The 16,592-nt window shown below is 70.4% G+C and carries 18 protein-coding genes; 9 read left to right on the top strand and 9 right to left on the bottom strand.

The genetic code is table 11. From position 1 onward, the window contains the following. Window positions 1–18: 18 nt before the first annotated feature. Both CJ197_RS07735 and CJ197_RS07730 read left to right on the top strand, forming a co-directional pair. Window positions 19–702, top strand: a complete 684-nt coding sequence (locus CJ197_RS07735; RefSeq protein ID WP_102236163.1) for a hypothetical protein — start codon at window positions 19–21, stop codon at window positions 700–702. Window positions 703–873: 171 nt separating this feature from the next. Then, a complete protein-coding gene (locus CJ197_RS07730; protein ID WP_102236162.1) occupies window positions 874–1,710 on the top strand; it encodes a hypothetical protein in 837 nt (278 codons plus the stop codon). Window positions 1,711–1,756: 46 nt separating this feature from the next. Here the strand turns inward: CJ197_RS07730 and CJ197_RS07725 are convergent, their stop codons facing one another. After that, entirely contained in the window at window positions 1,757–2,434 is a 678-nt protein-coding gene (locus tag CJ197_RS07725; protein ID WP_102236161.1) for a uracil-DNA glycosylase, read from the bottom strand. A gap of 77 nt (window positions 2,435–2,511) precedes the next feature. On the opposite strand from CJ197_RS07725, the gene CJ197_RS07720 reads away from it, so the two are divergent. The 7 genes from CJ197_RS07720 (at window position 2,512) to CJ197_RS07690 (ending at window position 9,479) form a co-directional block, all read left to right on the top strand. Beyond that, window positions 2,512–2,799, top strand: coding sequence for a DUF3263 domain-containing protein (locus CJ197_RS07720; protein ID WP_102236160.1), 288 nt, complete (start codon window positions 2,512–2,514; stop codon window positions 2,797–2,799). Window positions 2,800–2,861: 62 nt separating this feature from the next. Further along, a complete protein-coding gene (locus tag CJ197_RS07715; RefSeq protein WP_102236159.1) occupies window positions 2,862–3,452 on the top strand; it encodes a LytR C-terminal domain-containing protein in 591 nt (196 codons plus the stop codon). 221 nt (window positions 3,453–3,673) lie between these two features. Further along, window positions 3,674–5,311, top strand: coding sequence for a chaperonin GroEL (groL, locus tag CJ197_RS07710; protein ID WP_102236158.1), 1,638 nt, complete (start codon window positions 3,674–3,676; stop codon window positions 5,309–5,311). A 360-nt stretch (window positions 5,312–5,671) separates the two neighbouring features. Beyond that, entirely contained in the window at window positions 5,672–6,763 is a 1,092-nt protein-coding gene (locus CJ197_RS07705; RefSeq protein WP_102236157.1) for a TRAP transporter substrate-binding protein, read from the top strand. Further along, entirely contained in the window at window positions 6,760–7,314 is a 555-nt protein-coding gene (locus tag CJ197_RS07700; RefSeq protein ID WP_102236156.1) for a TRAP transporter small permease, read from the top strand. The genes CJ197_RS07705 and CJ197_RS07700 overlap by 4 nt, the downstream gene beginning before the upstream one ends. Before the next feature lies 1 nt (window position 7,315). Then, window positions 7,316–8,623 (top strand): TRAP transporter large permease, encoded by a 1,308-nt coding sequence (locus CJ197_RS07695; RefSeq protein WP_102236155.1) that lies wholly within the window; start codon window positions 7,316–7,318, stop codon window positions 8,621–8,623. Between the two features lie 37 nt (window positions 8,624–8,660). Then, a complete protein-coding gene (locus CJ197_RS07690; RefSeq protein ID WP_102236154.1) occupies window positions 8,661–9,479 on the top strand; it encodes an endonuclease/exonuclease/phosphatase family protein in 819 nt (272 codons plus the stop codon). A gap of 18 nt (window positions 9,480–9,497) precedes the next feature. Here CJ197_RS07690 and CJ197_RS07685 read toward each other — a convergent pair whose 3' ends face one another. The 8 genes from CJ197_RS07685 to CJ197_RS07655 form a co-directional block, all read right to left on the bottom strand. Beyond that, window positions 9,498–10,103, bottom strand: a complete 606-nt coding sequence (locus CJ197_RS07685) for a hypothetical protein (protein WP_102236153.1) — start codon at window positions 10,101–10,103, stop codon at window positions 9,498–9,500. Beyond that, a complete protein-coding gene (locus CJ197_RS07680; RefSeq protein ID WP_102236152.1) occupies window positions 10,100–11,101 on the bottom strand; it encodes an LLM class flavin-dependent oxidoreductase in 1,002 nt (333 codons plus the stop codon). Before CJ197_RS07680 ends, CJ197_RS07685 begins: the two co-directional genes overlap by 4 nt. Window positions 11,102–11,129: 28 nt before the next feature. Further along, window positions 11,130–11,960, bottom strand: coding sequence for an energy-coupling factor transporter transmembrane protein EcfT (locus CJ197_RS07675; RefSeq protein WP_102236151.1), 831 nt, complete (start codon window positions 11,958–11,960; stop codon window positions 11,130–11,132). Beyond that, window positions 11,957–12,358, bottom strand: a complete 402-nt coding sequence (locus CJ197_RS15560; RefSeq protein ID WP_233190733.1) for a hypothetical protein — start codon at window positions 12,356–12,358, stop codon at window positions 11,957–11,959. The genes CJ197_RS07675 and CJ197_RS15560 overlap by 4 nt, the downstream gene beginning before the upstream one ends. Before the next feature lie 17 nt (window positions 12,359–12,375). Continuing rightward, window positions 12,376–13,116 carry a DUF3744 domain-containing protein gene (locus CJ197_RS15555; protein WP_233190731.1) on the bottom strand — a complete coding sequence of 247 codons (741 nt, stop codon included), beginning with the start codon at window positions 13,114–13,116 and terminating at the stop codon, window positions 12,376–12,378. A 28-nt stretch (window positions 13,117–13,144) separates the two neighbouring features. Beyond that, window positions 13,145–14,122, bottom strand: a complete 978-nt coding sequence (locus CJ197_RS07665) for a cation diffusion facilitator family transporter (RefSeq protein ID WP_102236150.1) — start codon at window positions 14,120–14,122, stop codon at window positions 13,145–13,147. After that, complete coding sequence (locus CJ197_RS07660) at window positions 14,119–14,550, bottom strand: ArsR/SmtB family transcription factor (protein WP_369801507.1); 432 nt, start codon at window positions 14,548–14,550, stop codon at window positions 14,119–14,121. The genes CJ197_RS07665 and CJ197_RS07660 overlap by 4 nt, the downstream gene beginning before the upstream one ends. A 114-nt stretch (window positions 14,551–14,664) precedes the next feature. Further along, the gene (locus CJ197_RS07655) at window positions 14,665–16,188 is read right to left on the bottom strand and encodes a DEAD/DEAH box helicase (protein WP_102236148.1); all 1,524 of its coding nucleotides are present in this window, start codon (window positions 16,186–16,188) and stop codon (window positions 14,665–14,667) included. Window positions 16,189–16,592: the final 404 nt, after the last annotated feature.

Here is a 16,592-nt window from a genome sequence, read left to right as displayed (position 1 = left end):
TAACGGAGGGACACGCTGATGGGAGAGTCGCAGGAGCACTGGGGGCGCGCGCCCGAGCTGGGGCAGGCACCGCCGCAGCGTTCGCGCGCGGGCTGGTCGATCGCACTGGGGTGCGCCCTGCTGGCGGTGGTCATCGGCACGGTCGCGGTGCTGGGGGGAGTGGTCTATCTCGCCACCCGTGATGGGAACAGCGGCAGCGGCGGCACCGGAGAGTCCGTGGAGCCCGTACCCGAGGTGGAGCTGACCACGTTCGAGGGTGACGACTTCCGGATCGACTATCCCAAGAGCTGGGTGGATCTCAGCACGGATTCCATGTTCACCAAGATCGGTGGAATTCTCGCGCTCGCCGATGAGCGCCCGGGGGACGAGCTGGAGGATGTGTCCCCGAATGCGCTGAAGATCTATAAGTACACCTCCACCACGGCCGCCGATGCGTCCTGCGCAGAGCAGATCAAATTCACCCCGATGTGGTGGGATGAGCACGAGATGCCCGAAAAAGTGGACGGCGCTCAGCTGGGTGGTCAGGAGATTGCCGCCTACATGGTCGATGGAACCCTCGAGGGACAGCCGATCCACAGCATCATGTACTGCCGCAATATCGGGCCGAACATGCTGCAGGTGGTCGCCACGACCCATGGCTCCGCGCAGCTGAGCCCCGAACTGCAGGCGATCCTCGACAGCTGGCAGTGGATAGACGGCTGAGAGTGGATAGACGGCTGAGCGGGACCACCGTCGCTCAGCCCCACAAAAACTGACCCTGTGAGGTGAGGCACAGGGGCGGGTAGAATCTGTCTGCAGCGGCGGGAGTGCTGCCACATCGGTGCGCACCACGCAGACGTGCCACCGACGACACCACTGGGGCAAGGGGACATGATGAGCCAGAACTACAGCTTTCCGCCGATGCAGCAGAGCTCCCCGATGCCACCACCGAACCGTCTGGCGCAGGGCAGTTCCCGCACCGGGCTGTGGCTGGCGCTCGGCTGTCTGGCCCTGGCCCTGATCCTCGGCGTGCTGGGTCTCGGCGGCGGCGCCGCCTACTTCCTGCTGCGCGACGACCAGGGCGGCAGTGGCGCCGTCGGCCAGGAGGAGCCGGAGGAAGATCCGGGCGAGAGCCCCGAGGAGGATCCCGGTGAGAGCCCGGAGGAGGACCCGGGCGAGTCGCCCGAGGAGGACCCGGGCCAGAGCCCCGAAGAGGATCCCGGTGAGAGCCCGGAGGAGGATCCCGGGCAGAGCCCCGAGGAGGAACCCGTCGGCGACGGCGGCACGATCGACCATGACCTGTTCTCGCTCACCTATCCCGCCGGATTCACCGACACCAGCGACGACGAGGACTTCACGAGCCTCGGTGGCGAGGTGCGGCTGACCGATACACAGACGGTAGGGTCGCTGCCCCGTCGAGAGGTCAAGATCTACCACTTCAGCAATGGGGCCGACGCGAAGACCGAATGCGAGGTCGCGCTCATCTGGGCCGGTCCCCTGTGGGACAGCGTGGATCAGAAGTCCGAGGTGGATACCGGGACCCTCGGCGGTCGGGAGGGGTCCACGATCATGGTCATCGGCACGTACCAGGGCGAGCCCGCGATGTCGACGATGTACTGCACGGATGTGGACGGCAAAGTGGTGCAGGTGGCCATCGAGGCGTTCGGCGAGAACGTCGATCAAGACCCCGACCTGCTCGGCATCCTGGAGAGCTGGAGCTGGAAGATCTGAGCGGCGCGCGGACCCACCGACCATCGGCCGCCGCCCGCCGCTGATCTCAGCGCTGCACGCGCCAGTCCACGGCGGGCGCCCCCTGCGCGGCCAGCAGCTCGTTGACCCGCGAGAACGGCCGCGAACCGAAGAACCCGCGCGAGGCCGACAGCGGGCTGGGATGCGGGCTCGCCACATGCGGCACCTCGCCCAGCAGCGGCACCAGAGAGCGAGCATCGGCCCCCCACAGCAGCGCCACGAGCGGACCGCCCCGCTGCACGAGCGCCCGCAGCGCCTGCTCGGTGACCTCCTCCCAGCCACGCCGCCGATGCGAGGCCGGGGTACCCGGCCGCACCGTGAGCACCCGGTTCAGCAGCAGCACCCCCTGGTCCTGCCAGGCGCTCAGATCTCCATGCGGTGCCGGCGGGATGCCCAGATCCGCCTCGAGCTCCCGATAGATGTTCTGCAGGGAGCGCGGCAGCGGCCGCACCGCGCGATCCACCGCGAAGGACAGGCCGATCGGATGCCCCGGCGTCGGATAGGGATCCTGCCCCACGATCAGCACCCGCACCTCGGACATCGGCCGGGTGAAGGCCCGCAGCACCTGATCACCCGCCGGCAGGTACCCGCGGCCGGCGGCGGTCTCCGCGCGCAGGAAATCCCCGAGCTCGCGCAGCCTCCCCTCCACGGGGGCGAGGGCCTCAGCCCAATCGGGGGCGATGATCTCGGTCAGCGGTCGCGGCATGCGGCCAGTCTCGCACCACCGGCGCCCGCCCGGCGCGCCGGAGCGATCAGCGCCGATGTGCTCGCTACCGTGGATCCATGCCCGATTCCGCCGCCGCCCACCCCGCGCCCGTCCCGGGACTGAGCGCCCGTGACCGGCAGATCCTCGAGCTCGAAGGACGCACCTTCCGGTACGTCGGCGCGAAGGAACGGGCCATCCGCGAACAGATCGGCATCTCCAAGATCGCCTACTACGTGCGGCTGAACACCCTGCTGGATGATCCCGCCGCCCTGCAGGCGGCCCCGGCGCTCATCAACCGGCTGCGCGCCCGCCGCACCACCGCCGAGGGCGCGACCGCCCCGCAGCGGGACGGCCGCGTGGCCTGAGGCACGGCGCATCGGGGCGTGTGCTCCGCGACCGCGCCGGGTGAAGCGGGTTTAATGGGGCCGTGGCTGATTCCCAGTATCCCTACCCGCCGGACCGTTTCGACGACGAGGCCGATGCCGTCTCCTTCCATGGGGCGCATCGGGCCGAGCTGCCGTTCTGGCGGGAAAACCTGCTGTACATCGCCATTATCGGCGCGGCCGTCGTGATGCTCGTGGTGTTGCTGTTCCTCATCGGCAATATGGGCGGCGACGGCGATGACCGCGCCCAGGACCCCACCACGCAGGCGGAGACCACCGCCGAGGAGTCCGAGCCGGAGGGCGAGGATGGCGAGGAGGAGTCCGAGGAGCCGGCTCCCGAACCGGACCGCAGCGTCGCGGTGCGCGTGGTCAACGCCGCGGGCATCAACGGGCTGGCCGGCTCGTGGCAGGAGACCCTGCAGGGCAGCGGCTGGGAGAACGTCGGGGTGGCCACCGCCGACAACCGCCAGGAGCAGTCCGTCGTCTTCTACCGCAGCAGCGAGGATCAGGCCACCGCGCAGGCGCTCGCCGATGAGGTGGGCGCCGGGGAGGCCCGCCAGAGCGACGAGTACGACAGCCCCATCACCTTCATCGCCGTGCAGACGCCCGAGGAGGTCGGCGGCGGCGAGGGCTGACCCCCGCCATTAGCACTCTCGGCGGGGGAGTGCTTATGATGATCTGGCACTCGGCGATCGAGAGTGACAGCGCCCGTCGGCGTCGTCGCCCCCGCCCGCCGACCACGAACATTCCGGCCCCGTGAGGGGGCGCGCGCCGTGGGACATGAACACGGCGCGGGTCCTCGTCCGTCGCGGGCACTGGGTCGGGTGGACACACACCACACGGGAGAGATTCCACAATGGCCAAGCTCATCTCTTACGACGAGGAGGCCCGGCGCGGCCTCGAGCGGGGTATGAACCAGCTCGCCGACGCCGTCAAGGTCACCCTCGGCCCCAAGGGCCGCAACGTCGTGCTCGAGAAGTCCTGGGGCGCCCCCACCATCACCAACGACGGCGTGTCGATCGCCAAGGAGATCGAACTCGACGATCCCTACGAAAAGATCGGCGCCGAGCTGGTGAAGGAGGTCGCCAAGAAGACCGACGACATCGCGGGCGACGGCACCACCACCGCCACCGTCCTGGCCCAGGCCCTGGTCAAGGAGGGCCTGCGCAACGTCGCCGCCGGCGCCAACCCGATCGCGCTCAAGCGCGGCATCGACAAGGCCGTGGCCGCCGTCTCCGAGACCCTGCTCAAGCAGGCCAAGGAGATCGAGACCAAGGAGCAGATCGCCTCCACCGCCGCCATCTCCGCCGCGGACCCGGCCATCGGCGAGCTCATCGCTGAGGCCCTCGACAAGGTCGGCAAGGAGGGCGTGATCACGGTCGAGGAGTCCAACACCATGGGCCTCGAGCTCGAGCTCACCGAGGGCATGCGCTTCGACAAGGGCTACATCTCGCCGTACTTCGTCACCGACGCCGAGCGTCAGGAGGCCGTGCTCGAGGACCCCTACGTCCTGCTGCTGAGCTCGAAGATCTCCACCGTCAAGGACCTGCTGCCGCTGCTGGAGAAGGTCATCCAGTCCGGCAAGCCGCTGTTCATCATCGCCGAGGACGTCGAGGGCGAGGCTCTCGCGGTGCTGGTGCTGAACAAGCTCAAGGGCTCCTTCAAGTCCGTGGCCGTCAAGGCCCCCGGCTTCGGCGACCGCCGCAAGGCGATGCTGGAGGACATGGCCATCCTCACCGGCGGCCAGGTCATCGCCGAGGAGGTGGGTCTCAAGCTGGAGACCGCCGGCCTCGAGCAGCTGGGCCAGGCCCGCAAGGTCGTCGTCACCAAGGACGAGACCACCATCGTCGAGGGCGCCGGGGATGCGGATCGCATCAACGGCCGCGTGGCCCAGATCCGCGCCGAGATCGAGAACTCCGACTCGGACTACGACCGCGAGAAGCTCCAGGAGCGCCTCGCGAAGCTGGCCGGCGGCGTGGCCGTCATCAAGGCCGGCGCCGCCACCGAGGTGGAGCTCAAGGAGCGCAAGCACCGCATCGAGGACGCCGTGCGCAACGCCAAGGCCGCCGTGGAGGAGGGCGTCGTCGCCGGTGGCGGCGTCGCGCTGCTGCAGGCCGGCAAGGACACCTTCGGTGCGCTCACCCTGGAGGGTGACGAGGCCACCGGCGGCAACATCGTCAAGGTCGCCATTGAGGCTCCGCTCAAGCAGATCGCCGTCAACGCCGGCCTCGAGGGCGGCGTCATCGCGGAGAAGGTCAAGTCCCTGCCCGTGGGCCAGGGCCTGAACGCCGCGACCGGCGAGTACGAGGACCTGCTGGCCGCCGGCATCATCGACCCGGTGAAGGTCACCCGCTCCGCGCTGCAGAACGCGGCGTCCATCGCGGGCCTGTTCCTGACCACCGAGGCGGTCGTGGCCGACAAGCCGGAGCCGGTCAAGGCCGGTGGCGGGGCCGACGAGATGGGCGGCATGGGAGGCATGGGCGGCATGATGTGATCAGGCCGCGCGGGACGATCCCGTGCCCTGATCAGCCCCGCTGATCCCATCGGCCTCAGCCGATCACCCGGAGCCCCGGCACCCCAGGAGGGTGCCGGGGCTTCGACGTGCTTGAGGGAGCGCAGGCTGCGGCCCCCGCACCACCACCTGCCTCGGCGTAGTGCGGGTGTCAGCGCGCTATGCGGTGTCGGACCCGCGGTACTCCGGGGTAAGGGGTGAGTTGAGACGCCCGGGACAGGAGCGGGAAGCGGGCAACCTGCTGCAAATCCTCGCCAGGGTGCGCGAGGTGCGATGGACTACAGCGCACCGCAACCCCCTTAGGCTCGCGCGATCACCTGCATGACAAGGAGGTCATGATCGATGTCCAGCGCACCCCCGCGCATCCTCCGCCCCCGTGACGGCACCCGTCTGACCCGGCGCGCACTGCTGGCCGGCATCCCGGCCCTGGGGCTGGGCTCTGTCGCCCTGGCCGGCTGCACCGGCAGCGAGGCCGCCACCGCGGCGGAGAACATCCTGTCCATCTCCCTGAACCAGACGGAGACCCACCCCAGCTACCTGGCCCTCACCTTCTTCGGCGAGAAGCTGGTGGAGTCTACCGAGGGACGCTGGGGCGCGCGCATCTACGCCAATGAGGCGCTCGGCGCGCAGCAGGAAGTGGTCCAGCTGGTCTCCGACGGGTCCGTGGACATCGCGGTCATCTCCGCGCCCCAGGTGGAGAACCTCTCCCGGGCATTCCGGCCCCTCAACCTGCCCGGAGCGTTCCGGGACATCGACCACCAGATGGCCGTGCTGAACGAAGACTCCCTGGTGGGCGAGCTGTTCTCCTCCCTCGAACCGAGCCACCGCCTGCGGGTGCTGGGCGGCTTCACCCAGGGGGCACGCCACGTGTACACCGACCGCGGCCCGATCGAGGGGCCCGATGATCTCGCCGGCCTGCGCATCCGTGTGCAGGAATCCGATGTCTTCATGGAGCTCACCCGCGCCCTCGGTGGCTCACCCACCCCGATGGCCTACGGCGAGGTGTACACCGCCCTGCAGGCCGGAGTGCTCAACGGCGCGGAGAACAACGAGGTCAGCTACGTGACCCAGCGGCACTACGAGATCGCCCCGTACTTCACGCTCACCAATCACCTGGTGGGTCTGGACTACGTGATGGCGAACGTGGACCGCATCCACGGCATGGATCCCGCGGACCAGGAGGCCTTCGCGACGAGCTTCACCGCGGCGCAGGAGGAGTTCGTGCGCCTGTGGGAGGAGGAGACCGCCTCGAGCATCGCGCAGATGGAGGACGCGGGCGTCACCATCACAGATCCGGACGACGATGCCTTCGCGCCGCTCGTGCTCGAAGCGGGTCGGTCCTTCCTGGACTCCGCGGAGGACGAAGCCCTGTACGAGGCGATCCGGGCGGTCGAGACGAACAGCGCTGCAGCATCGGACGGAGGAGAGGGATGAACATGTTCCGGACTCGGGCCCTGCAGGCCCTGCGAGTCATCAGCATTGCGCTGTTCACCACGCTCGTGCTGGTGGTGATGTGGCAGGTGATCACCCGTCAGCTGCTCAACTCGCCGAGCGGCTGGACCACCACCGTGGCGCAGTACCTCTTCATCTGGCTGGTTCTGTTCTCAGTGGCCATGGTGTTCGGCGAGCGCGGCCATGTGGCGGTCGACTTCTTCGCCGGGCTGCTCCCGGCCCCGCTGCGCCGTATCGCCCAGATCCTGGTCACCCTCGCCGTGCTCGCCTTCGCGACGCTCGGCCTGGTGTGGGGCGGGATCCGCGGCATGGGCATCTCCTGGGATCAGGCGATCACGGGCCTGCCGGTGACCGTCGGGCAGATGTACACCGCGCTGCCCGTGGCGGGCGTTCTGATCGTGGTCTTCGCGATCGGGGACCTCATCCAGCTGCTGCGCGGAGACGATCTCGACCGGGCCGATGACGATGCCCCGGCGGCGGTGACCGTCGCGTCCCCCGCGGGCACCCGCACGGCCGACGGACAGGAGCACTGACATGGATCCCGCACTGCTGTCCGGCACCATCCTCGTGGTGGGGGTGCTGCTGCTCATTGGCATCGGCGCCCCGATCGGCATCGCGATCGGCCTGCCGTCCATCGTGGCGCTCGCCGCCGTCGTCGGCCCCGAGCAGGCCGTGTTCGTCGCCTCCCAGCGGATGTTCACCGGCGCCAGCTCCTTCACCCTGCTGGCCATCCCGTTCTTCGTGCTCGCGGGCAGTCTGATGAACACCGGCGGCATCGCCGCCCGGCTCATCGACGCCGCGCAGGTGCTCGTGGGCCGCATGCCCGGCTCTCTGGCGCAGACGAACGTCGTGGCGAACGCCCTGTTCGGCTCGGTCTCGGGCGCGGGCGTGGCCTCGGCCGCGGCGATGGGGTCGATCCTCGGGCCGCGCGAGCGACGCGAGGGCTATGACCCGGCGCTGTCGGCGGCCGTGAACGCGGCCTCCGCCCCCTCCGGGATGCTGATCCCGCCCTCGAACACCCTGATCGTGTACTCGCTCGTGTCCTCCACGTCGGTGGCCACCCTGTTCGTGGCCGGCTACGGGCCGGGCCTGGTGTGGGTGCTGGCCTGCGTGGTGCTGGTCGCGATCCTGGCCCGGCGCAACCCGACGATGCGCGGTGCGACCGAACGGGTCCCGCTCAAGGTGGCGCTTCTGACGCTGCTGCGCGCGGTGCCGGCGATCCTCATGATCGTCGTGGTGGTCGGCGGTCTGCTGGCGGGCATCTTCACCGCCACCGAGTCCGCGGTGATCGCGGTCGCGTACGCGCTCGTCCTCGGCCTGATCTACCGCAACCTCACCTGGCGGAACCTGCCGGGCGTGGTGCTGGATGCCGCGCGCACCACGGCGGTGGTGATGCTGCTGGTGGCGGTGTCCTCGGCCCTGTCCTGGGTGCTGAGTTACGCGACCATCCCGCAGACGATCTCCGACGCGATGCTGGGCCTGGCCTCATCACCGCTCGTCGTGCTGCTCATGATGATGGTGATCCTGCTGGTGGTGGGCTCCTTCATGGACCCCACGCCCGCGATCCTCATCTTCACGCCGATCTTCCTGCCGATCGCGATGGAGCTCGGGGTGGACCCGATCCACTTCGGCATGATGATCACCTTCAACCTGTCGCTGGGCACGATCACCCCGCCGGTGGGCAACATCCTGTTCGTCGCCTCGAAGGTGGGCGGGGTGCGGCCCGAGCCGGTGATCATGAAGATGCTGCCGTTCTTCGCCGTGCTGCTGCTGGGTCTGCTGCTGGTGGTGTTGGTGCCGCAGATCTCGCTGTTCCTGCCGCAGCTGCTCGGCCAGATGTGACGCCCGGGGCGGGGGCCGCATGCGCGAGGATGGTCCCATGAGCGATGATCCTCTTGCCCCGCCCCTGCGCGTCCTCACCCAGAACATCCGCCTGGCCCGCCCGGAGACCCGGCCCGGCCAGGCGGATCACTGGCCCGAGCGCGCCCCCGTGCTGCAGGCGATCCTGCGGCGCGAGGACGCCGACGTGGTGGGGACCCAGGAGGTCCTCGCCGCGCAGATCCCGGTGCTCGACGAGGTGCTGGCCGGAACGCATGAGCGGCTCGGCATGGGCCGTGAGGGCGGCAGCCACGGCGAGCACAACCTGCTGTACCTGCGCCGCGACCGCCTGGAGATCCTCGCGTGGGACCAGTTCTGGCTCTCCGAGCAGCCGCGGCTGATTGGCTCGCGCGGCTGGGATGCGCACTGCGAGCGCATCTGCGTCTACGCCCGGGTGCGTGACCGTGCGAGCGGCGCGGAGCTGCTCCTCGCCGTCACCCACCTCGATCATGCCGGGCAGGTCGCCCGGGAGCAGGGCGCCCAGCTGCTGGCCGAACGTCTCACCGCCGCGGCCGATGGGGCACCGATCCTGCTCATGGGCGATTTCAACGCCGCCGCCGGGATCGATCGCGCCTGGCAGGTGCTGATCGAGGCCGGATTCGCCGATGCCCGCGACAGCGCTGCAGAGAAGACGGGCGCAGACCTCGGCACCTTCCCGGATTACGGGCCGGCGCACGAGGGCGGCGAGCGGATCGACTGGATCCTCACCCGCGGCCTGGACGTCGAGTCCTACACGGCGCGCCTGCCCGAGGACGGCGGCCGCCCCGCGAGCGACCACGCGACCCTCACCGCGAGCGTGCGTCCCGGCGCTGGTGCGTGAAGCGCCTTCGCGGTGTGATCACATGTCGTGGGCGGAGGTGACGAGCATGCCGCTGCTGTCGCACAGCAGCGCCATCTCGAGGTTGTCCCCGGCTGCGGTACGGGTGTAGCCCTCCTCGGCGCTGAGCACCCCGGCGACGCTGACCCACTGCCCACCGCAGCCTTCGAGCAGATCCTCGAGCGGCTGCACCAGCAGCTCGCGCATCTCATCCTCGCCGGTGGCCGTCTCCGACCCGGTGTACCCGCCGCCATCGGAGGCTTTCGGCCCCGTCTGCTCCACGAGCTGCGCGGTCTGCTCCGGCCGCAGCACCATCACGGCCTGCCACCAGTGGTCATCGGGCGCCGGGAGCGGGGCGCGCTCCGTCGGATCCGTGAACCGCCCATCGATCACTCCCGCGATCGCGTAGCCCTTCAGCTGCGGCAGATGCTCCTCCGGCAGCTCGAAGGACTGCTGCAGATCATCGGGCCGATAGAAACGCCCGGTCTGCGCATCCTCCACCCACTCGGGCTCCGGCTCGCGCGTGCGGTCGGTGCCGGGCAGCATGCAGCCGCTGAGCGCGAGCACCGCGACCGCGCCGAGTCCCAACAGGGAGCGGTGCCCACGCCGGGACCCGGCGGTGCTCACAGCCCCCACGCCTCCGCGAGCAGCTCCAGCCCGCGCAGCCGCACCGCCGGGTCATAGTGGTATGCGGTGAGGATCAGCTCATCGGCCCTGGTTGCTGCGACGATCTCCTCCAGTTGGGAGACCACCGTGGCGGGGGAGCCGACGGCGCGGATCGACAGGGTCTGATCCACCTGCTGCAGCAGATGCGGCGGGACGTCGTCGAGCTCCCGCGGCGGCTGCAGCTTCTCCCGCTTCCCCTGCACCACGCCCAGGAACATCTGCTGCAACGTGGTGAGCTCGCGCTGTGCCTGCTCATCGGTCTCGGCGATCACGAGGTTCACCCCCACCATCGTGTGCGGCGCCTGGATCTGTGCGGCCGGGGCGTCGGCATCGAAGTGGCTGCGGTAGGTCTCCAGGGCCTGCAGGTACTGGAAGGGCGCGAAGTGGGAGGCGACCGCGAAGGGCATGCCGAGCTGTGCGGCCAGGCGCGCCCCGTTGCTGGTGGAGCCCAGGACCCACATTGGCACCTCGGTGCCCCGCGCCACCTCCGCGCTGATGGGCAGCTGCCCCTGCGGAACCTCGCGTGACCAGTCCCGCATCTGCTCCACCGCGGCGATGAACGCATGGGGTTCGGCCGATGTGCGGGCCAGCAGCTGCGCCGTCAGCTGATCGGTGCCGGGCGCCCGCCCCAGCCCCAGGTCGATGCGGTCCCCGTGGAACTGCACCAGGGTGCCGAACTGCTCGATCACCGCGAGCGGCGAATGGTTGGGCAGCATGATCCCGCCGGATCCCACCCGGATCCGTTCGGTCAGTGAGGCGGCACGGTCGATCAGCAGGCTCGTCGCGCTCGAGGCGAGGGAGGTGGTGTTGTGATGCTCGGCGAACCAGTAGCGCGCGTAGCCCAGCCGATCCGCGGCCTGCGCCCCCTGCATCGAGGCGGCCACCGCGTCCTTCGTGCTCATCCCCGCGGAGATCGGGACGAGGTCCAGCAGGGACAGGGGGACATGTGCAGCGCTCATGGCCCGATCCTAGCGAGGCCCGCCCCTCTCACCCCCACGGATCCCAGAACCGCTCCCCGGTGACCGCCACCATCGCCACCGTCCCCGCCACCAGGGCGATCGCCCCCAGGATCACCGCTATGTCCCGCCCCCGCAGCGGCCGGGTGATGAGCCAGGTGCGGCCCCTCCCGCGCCCGAAGCCGCGCAGCTCCATAGCGGCGGAGACCCGGTCGATGCGCTCCACGGCCCCCAGCAGCAGGGGTAGCAGCACCCCGGCGAGGTTCCGCAGGCGCCGCCCCAGGCCGGCGCGCCGGGAGAGGTCCAGGCCCCTGGCCTGCTGGGCGGAGGAGATGATGCGGTACTCGCGCTGGATGTCGGGGATGTACCGCAGGGCGAGGGAGACGGCGTAGGCGAAGCGGTACGGCACCCCGATTCGCGCGAGCGAGGAGGCGAACTCGGGCGGACGGGTGGTGGTGATGAACAGCAGCACGCCGGGCAGCACGGCGAGGTACTTCATCGCCACCCCGGCCTGATAGACAAGCTGCTCGGCGGTGAGATCCCAGTGCCAGGGCCCGTCCCACAGCAGGTGCCGGCTGGCGAACAGCTCCTCGCCGTACCCGGGGGCGAACAGGAAGATCGCCACCGAGTTCAGGACCATGAACACGGTGATGAAGCTCAGCACCACCTTCAGGTCAGCGAGCCGCACCCGCGACAGCGCCCACGCGATCGCGCTCAGCAGCGCGAGGCCGGTCAGCAGGCGCAGGTCGGAGGAGATCACGGCGGAGAGAATCACGGCGAGGACCACGATCAGCTTGGTGGTGCCCGAGAGGCCGTGCAGCACCCCGGGACGGTCCACGTACCCCAGCAGCGGTGTGCTCATGGACGCGCCTCCCCCCGCGCGCGGCGATCCTCCCGAGCTCGGCGTTCTGCCCGTGCCCGGCGATCCGCGGCGATGAAGCGGCGCACCAGCTGGTCCGCATCGGCCGCTCCGCAGCGCTCGGCCAGGGTGTGCAGGCCCGTGAGCACCAGATCGGCGCGGGTGACCAGCGTGGGATCGGTGAGCACCGCGGCCGGGTGGTCATCGGCGATGATCCTGCCGTCGTGCATGACCAGCGCCCGCTCGGTGTACTCCAGGGCCAGGTGCATGTCATGGGTGATGAGCACGACGGTGGTGCCGCCGCCGTTGAGGGTTCGCAGCAGGTCCATGAACTCGGTGTAGTGCGCGAAGTCCTGCCCGGCGGTCGGCTCGTCGAGGATGAGGATCCGCGGCTTGAGCACCAGCGCGGAGGCGATGGTCAGGCGTTTTTCTGCCCGTGGGAGAGGGCGGAGACGGGCCAGGAGCGCTGCGGCAGCAACCCGCACACCCCGAGCGCCTCCCGGCAGCGTTCCTCCGCCTCCGGCGCGGGCACGCCCCGGGCGGCAAGGCCCAGTGCCACCTCCTCGGCCACGAGGGGCCGGGAGATCATCTGCCCAGGCTCCTGGAGCACGAAGGCGACCTGTTCCCCGCGCTGCGCGAGCGGCCAGGTGGTCGCATCCTGTCCGCCCAGCAGCACCTGACCGCTGTGCGCCCGCTCGAACCCGGCCACCACGCGGGCGAGCGTGGATTTCCCGGCGCCGTTGGAACCGAGCACCCCCACCATCTCGCCTGGCATGATCCGCACCGAGGTGGGGTGGAGGATCTCCCGGTGCTCCTCGGGGCCGACGGGCACCCGGCAGGCCACCTCCCGCAGCTCCAGGGCAGGTGCCTCGGCGCGGACCGACGGGGTGGTGGCCGGGTCGAGGTCCTGGGCGCTCCAGCTGCGCACCGCCTCGCACTGCTCCTCGGTGAGCCGCATGTCCTCGGCGCGCTGGGGCCGTTGCGCGGCCGTCGGCGCCGCCCCGGCCAGGCGCAGCGCGGCCACGTGCAGGGGCGGGCGGATCCCGTGCTCCTCCAGCAGGCTGGTGGCCAGCGCCACCGCGGCCTCCACCGTGAAATACGCGAGGTCCAGCAGGGCTACGACGATGAGGGTGGTGCGCAGGCGTCGCCGGTCGATCATCGGCTGATCTCATTCCCGGTCGACCGCTTCAGCCCGCCTGCTCCTGCGGCGGGCGGGTCGGGTCATGGTCATCCCCGTGGATCCGGACCTGCTGGGCGGGGATGTCCTCGTAGGAGGCGGGGTCGCTGATCGGCTCCAGGTGCGTGAGCACGGTCAGGCCCGGCAGCGCCTCGTGCAGCTCCTCCTCGAGATCCTCGATGTAGTCGTGGCCCTGCTTGACGGTCCACTCATCGGGCACCAGCACGTGCACGGTCATGAACTTCTGCTGGCCGGCCTCGCGGGTGAGCAGGCCGTGGAAGGTGACGGTGCCGTCGGTGCGGCGCCGCAGCACCTCGGTGATCACCGCGTGGTCCTCCTCCGGCAGAGCCTTGTCCAGCAGTCCGGAGATCGACTCGGCCAGCAGGGAGGTGCCGGTGATGATGATGTTCACGCCCACGGCGAAGGCGATCAGCGGATCTAGCCGCTCCCAGCCGGTGAGTGCGACGAGCCCGACGCCGGCCAGCACGCCTGCGCTCGTGATCACGTCGGTCATGAGGTGCTTGCCGTCGGCCCGCAGCGTGACCGAACCGTGGCGTTTCCCGGCGCGCAGGAGCACCAGCGCGACCGCGCCGTTGACCACCGAGGCGACAACCAGGATCACCAGGCCCATCCCCAGGTTCACCAGCGGCTTCGGATTCAGGAACCGCTCCACGGAGGTGACCAGGATGAACGCCGCGGCGACGAAGATCATCATGCCTTCGACCGCGGCGGAGAAATACTCGGCCTTCGCCCGGCCGTAGAGGAAGCGTTCGGTGGCGGGCCGTGCCGCGACCGTCAGGGCGATCAGCGCCACCACCGCGGCGACGAGGTTCACGGTGGACTCGGCGGCATCGGACAGCAGGCCGACGGATCCGGTCATCGCCCACGCCGCCGCCTTCAGCGCGATCGTGATGACTGCGGCGATGATCGACAGCCAGGCGAAGGGGCGCAGGTCCACACCCAGGCCGGTGGCTCGCGGAGAGGTCATGCGCGCGGCTCCTTCGCGGAAGTGCTCGGGCTTGGAGGCTCATCCGGGGCGAGCGTCCCATCGGGGGCGATGTGCGCGAAGATCTGCTCCACCAGCGCCAGCAGATGAGGATCCTCGACGGTGTAATAGGTGTGCCGGCCCTCCCGGGTGGCGGCGGCGACCCCCGCCAGACGCAGCTTGGACAGGTGCTGGCTGGTGGTGGGCAGGCTCAGTCCGACGCGCGCGGCGAGGGTGCCGACGTCATACCGCCCGGTGCTCATGAGCTGCACGAGATGCAGCCGATGGGGGCTTGCCAGCAGCGCGAAGGTGTTCGCGGCCGCGGCGAGCTGCAGCTCGGTGGGCTCAGCGGGTTCAGTGGGCTCGTCGGAGGCCACCGGGTATGCGGCGGGCGCGAGATGCTCGGGTGTCGGCGACGGGGGAGTGGTCACGGCGGGAAAGTCTGGTCGATGTTCGACAGTTTCGCAAGGGACGAAACGGCGGGGTGGGGCTCGCTGCGGGCCACGCGCGGCTATCGGTCACGCGCGGGATACGAGCCCCGGGGCTCAGCGCCCCCGTCGAGCGGAGAACGCCGCGAGACCCGCGCCGGACCGCGCGGTCGACGTCGAGCTTCGCGAGCTGCGCGCGCTGCGCGTGCGTGACGCCTCGCCGCGGCGCTGGCCCCGATCCTGGCCCTCGCGCCCGGACGTGCGGCTGCTGCCCTCGCGGTTCTGACCCCGGCCCTGGCTGGAACGACCGCCGCCGTTCTGTCGGCCGCGGCCACCGCGCCCGCCACCGCCCTGTCGGCCGCGTCCACCGCGATCCTGCCCGCCGCGTCCGCCCCCGCGACCACCGCGCTGGGTGCCCTGCAGCCGCCTCTCATCCAGCGGCGCCTCCGGGGCGGCCGGCTCATGGGTGGCGATCCGCTCGCCCGGCGCCAGCTCGCCCAGCACGGCGCTGTTCGCGGTCACGCCCGCATGCCTCGTCGGGGTGATGCGGGCCTTGCGCATGAGGTCATCCACGTCCCGCTTCTGCTCGGGGGTCTGCACCGTGATCACGGTGCCGGACTCACCGGCCCGTGCGGTCCGGCCGCTGCGGTGCAGATAGGCCTTGTGTTCCATCGGCGGATCGGCGTGCACCACGAGCGCCACCTCATCCACATGGATGCCGCGCGCCGCGATGTCGGTGCACACCAGCGTCGTCGCACTGCCGGAGCCGAAGGCCTCGAGGTTGCGGGTGCGGGCGTTCTGCGAGAGATTCCCATGCAGATCCACCGCATCCACACCCCGCGCCGCGAGTCGACGGGCCAGGTTCTTCGCCCCGTACTTGGTGCGGGTGAACATGATGGTCCGCCCGGGCGCGGCCGCGAGGTCGCGCAGCACATCGAAGCGGTTCTCCTTGGCGACCTCCAGCACGTGATGCTCCATGGTGCCGACGGGGCTCGTCGCCGGGTCCGCGCTGTGCGTCACGGGACGATGCAGGTAGCGCTTGACGAGCGTGTCCACCCCCGCGTCGAGCGTCGCGGAGAACAGCATCCGCTGGCCTCGCTCCGGGGTCTTATCGAGAATCCGCCGCACCATCGGCAGAAAGCCCATATCGGCCATGTGGTCAGCCTCGTCGATCACGGTGATCTCGATGGCTGAGAGGTCCGCATGTCCCTGTCCCATGAGGTCCAGCAGACGCCCCGGGCAGGCGATGAGCACATCCACTCCGCCCGCAAGGGCGTTCACCTGCGGGTTCTGCCCCACACCGCCGAACACCACGGTGCTCTTCAGCCCCGTGGCGCGGGTGAGGGGGCGCAGCGAGTCATCGATCTGCGCGGCGAGCTCCCGGGTCGGGGCGAGCACCAGGGAGCGGGGCCGACGGGCCTGGCGCCGACGCGGCTGCTCCAGCAGGCGCGCCATGAGCGGCAGCAGGAACGCGTAGGTCTTGCCGGAACCGGTGCGGCCACGGCCCAGCACATCCCGGCCGGCGAGGGAATCCGGCAGTGTCGCCGCCTGGATTGGAGTGGGGTGGGTGATGCCCAGCGGGGCGAGCGCCTCGACCAGGCGTGCGGGCACGCCGAGGCGCGCAAAATCAGGGGAGGTCACGGGGTGATCCGTTCTGCGAGAGTGCGTCCCGCCCGGGCTCCGACGCGCGCTGCAGGGCAGGGGGTCGTGGTCGGTGCCGTCCACGCTCCGGGACTGGGCGCTCACGCTCTCCTCGCGGCGCGAGGGGCGGGCCGGGTCCGTCGGGCGGGACCGGTGCCGCGGCGGGGGAGCGGCACGGCGAGCAACACTACGCCGTCGGCCCTCGCCGGTGCGATGGGAGAGGGGCAGGTGTGATGCACCGGTGTTCGTGGGGTGGGGTGCGCCATGCGCCTGGGGCGGGAGGGGTGCGCGGTTGGGGCGGGCGAGCGAGGAATGGCTCTGAGGGGATGGTGCGGAATGTCGACGGGGTGCGTGAAGAATGCCTATACCGCTTGGAGGGGCGTCAAGGAATTTGGCGGTCGCGC

It is taken from the genome of Brachybacterium sp. UMB0905 (assembly GCF_002871795.1).
Lineage (GTDB): Bacteria > Actinomycetota > Actinomycetes > Actinomycetales > Dermabacteraceae > Brachybacterium.
Note: the sequence above shows the minus strand (reverse complement) of the source record. Positions and strands in the feature narration are given on the sequence as shown.

What these genes read in the sequence shown, in the direction of transcription:
- CJ197_RS07735 (WP_102236163.1), top strand. Translation starts at nt 19, where the DNA reads ATGGGAGAGTCGCAGGAGCACTGGGGGCGCGCGCCCGAGCTGGGGCAG.
- CJ197_RS07730 (WP_102236162.1), top strand. Translation starts at nt 874, where the DNA reads ATGAGCCAGAACTACAGCTTTCCGCCGATGCAGCAGAGCTCCCCGATG.
- CJ197_RS07725 (WP_102236161.1), bottom strand. Translation starts at nt 2,434, where the DNA reads ATGCCGCGACCGCTGACCGAGATCATCGCCCCCGATTGGGCTGAGGCC.
- CJ197_RS07720 (WP_102236160.1), top strand. Translation starts at nt 2,512, where the DNA reads ATGCCCGATTCCGCCGCCGCCCACCCCGCGCCCGTCCCGGGACTGAGC.
- groL (WP_102236158.1), top strand. Translation starts at nt 3,674, where the DNA reads ATGGCCAAGCTCATCTCTTACGACGAGGAGGCCCGGCGCGGCCTCGAG.
- CJ197_RS07705 (WP_102236157.1), top strand. Translation starts at nt 5,672, where the DNA reads ATGTCCAGCGCACCCCCGCGCATCCTCCGCCCCCGTGACGGCACCCGT.
- CJ197_RS07700 (WP_102236156.1), top strand. Translation starts at nt 6,760, where the DNA reads ATGAACATGTTCCGGACTCGGGCCCTGCAGGCCCTGCGAGTCATCAGC.
- CJ197_RS07695 (WP_102236155.1), top strand. Translation starts at nt 7,316, where the DNA reads ATGGATCCCGCACTGCTGTCCGGCACCATCCTCGTGGTGGGGGTGCTG.
- CJ197_RS07690 (WP_102236154.1), top strand. Translation starts at nt 8,661, where the DNA reads ATGAGCGATGATCCTCTTGCCCCGCCCCTGCGCGTCCTCACCCAGAAC.
- CJ197_RS07680 (WP_102236152.1), bottom strand. Translation starts at nt 11,101, where the DNA reads ATGAGCGCTGCACATGTCCCCCTGTCCCTGCTGGACCTCGTCCCGATC.
- CJ197_RS07675 (WP_102236151.1), bottom strand. Translation starts at nt 11,960, where the DNA reads ATGAGCACACCGCTGCTGGGGTACGTGGACCGTCCCGGGGTGCTGCAC.
- CJ197_RS15555 (WP_233190731.1), bottom strand. Translation starts at nt 13,116, where the DNA reads ATGATCGACCGGCGACGCCTGCGCACCACCCTCATCGTCGTAGCCCTG.
- CJ197_RS07665 (WP_102236150.1), bottom strand. Translation starts at nt 14,122, where the DNA reads ATGACCTCTCCGCGAGCCACCGGCCTGGGTGTGGACCTGCGCCCCTTC.